1 protein-coding gene and 1 pseudogene are annotated in these 2016 nt (G+C 31.8%); both read right to left on the bottom strand.

Annotation, left to right across the window (positions count from 1 at the left end):
- Window positions 1-1114, bottom strand: a 1114-nt coding sequence (locus EGI22_RS15355; RefSeq protein ID WP_255069322.1) for a DUF2339 domain-containing protein, incomplete at its 3' end; no start/stop codon positions are given.
- A gap of 295 nt (window positions 1115-1409) precedes the next feature.
- Window positions 1410-2016 (bottom strand): annotated as a pseudogene (locus EGI22_RS15350) (aconitate hydratase); the annotation flags it as partial.

The raw sequence follows: 2016 nt of genomic DNA, 5'->3' as shown, positions 1-2016 counted from the left end.
GAAAAAGTTTAAATTCAGATTCTTTTTGTTTTTCTATGATTTTAGAAACTATAAAATGTGCTAGAGCATTTAATGCCGTAAATATTCCTAAATATTCTTCTCCGCTTTTTGAAGTGCTAAGTATACCATAACCTAAACCATAATAAATAAATGAATTAATAAGAATCAAAGCAACATCCAAAATTTCGAATCTTTCTTTTAGCAAAAGTTTATTTGCCAAAAAAGCCACATAAAAAATAGCGTAGAATATAAAACTAAAGCCTAATGCTAAATAGAAATGATTGTCTTCTTTATAATCCGAATTAAACCAAAAAATGAATATCAACCAAGTAAATGTAAATGCTGAATAAAATAGTATTTTCCATGATTTTTTGAAGGCTAAAAATAGGATTCCGAGATTTATTAGACATATATATGAAAACAAAATGTCAACTCTTCCAGAGCCATTACTTAATAAAAATGGAACGGTGTATGCTCCCACAAGTCCAATTAAAGCTATTATTTGCCTATTATAATTTAAAGAGGCAATTATACCGAAAATTGTAAAAACAACCATTAGTAGAAATGCAATGGTTTGAGGGAATAAACCATAAAAACTATATGCTGCAAAAGTCATTAAATATAATATTGCAATAGAGCCACTTACCAATACAGCACTGAAGTTTTCGTATTTGGCTTTCAGCTTAATGCCAAAACCCAACAAACCCAAACCCATTATATATCCAAGAATTATTCTAGTTGTAGGACTAATTAAATCATGATCTATTGAATATTTGGCACCTATTGATACGCCTATTACAGTAAATAATATGCCTATTTTATTGATTAAGTTTTCACCAATGAACTTTTCAAGGTTGTTTTTTACACTAGGTATTAGTTTTTCTGTAATGCTTTCTTTTTCAACTATTTGGTTTTCAACCAAAATTTTATCAGTATTTTTAGAAACAACTACGCCAGGAGTAATTTCAATTATCTCTTCTTTTACTGTTTCCTTATTTTTCTGAGATTCACTAAACTCATTTCTAAGCTTTTCAATTTCAAAATTTATCTTTGAGTTTACTGCCGAAATTTTCTCTAATTTTTCGAGAAATTGGTCTATTTTGTCTTTATCCATGGGGTTAGTATACTTTTTACGGATTTTTATTGCCGATTTACTTTATAAAGGTAAAAATGGTATTATTAAAATCTAAAATTATGCGATTTTTTTAGATATTTTAGGAAAGCCAATTATGATGCCATTGTTTTCGCAAAAAATAAACTTTAGAATGTATCCTTTTATTTAAAATGGAGATTGTTTTTTGTTAAAGCTCAAACTAATTTTTATTGAAATATTATTTCTTGGAATTGACAACAAAAAAATCCCCAGCCTCGCAGCCAAGGATTCTCCTTAAATCCAAAATCCAGAAATATTACTTTCCAGCTTCCATTACAATGATATTCAATGCCGCCCCAGCTTTGAACCAGCCGATTTGAGCATCGTTATAAGTATGATTAACAACTATTTCGTCTTTTGTTCCATCAGAGTGGTTAGCTACCACAGTCAACGATTTACCTGGAGCGAAAGAAGTCAAACCAACAATATCTAAACTATCATCTTCTTTGATTTTGTCATAATCCGCAGGATTTGCAAATGTCAAAGCCAACATTCCTTGTTTTTTTAGGTTGGTTTCATGAATACGAGCGAAAGATTTCACCAGGATAGCTCTTACGCCCAAATGACGTGGCTCCATAGCTGCGTGCTCTCTTGAAGAACCCTCGCCATAGTTTTCGTCACCAACAACTATTGAACCCACTCCAGCAGCTTTATAAGCTCTTTGCACGGCTGGTACTTCGCCATATTCGCCTGTCAACTGGTTTTTTACTTTGTTGGTTGAGTCATTTGCAAAGTTTACAGCCCCAATCAAAAGGTTATTAGAAATGTTGTCCAAGTGACCACGGTATTTCAACCAAGGACCCGCCATAGAGATATGGTCAGTAGTACATTTTCCTTTTGCTTTTATTAATAATTTCAGGCCT

This window comes from Lacihabitans sp. LS3-19 (assembly GCF_024343575.1).
Classification (GTDB): domain Bacteria; phylum Bacteroidota; class Bacteroidia; order Cytophagales; family Spirosomataceae; genus Leadbetterella.
The sequence above is the reverse complement of the archived record's forward strand: the minus strand, read 5'-3'. Positions and strand labels throughout refer to the sequence as shown.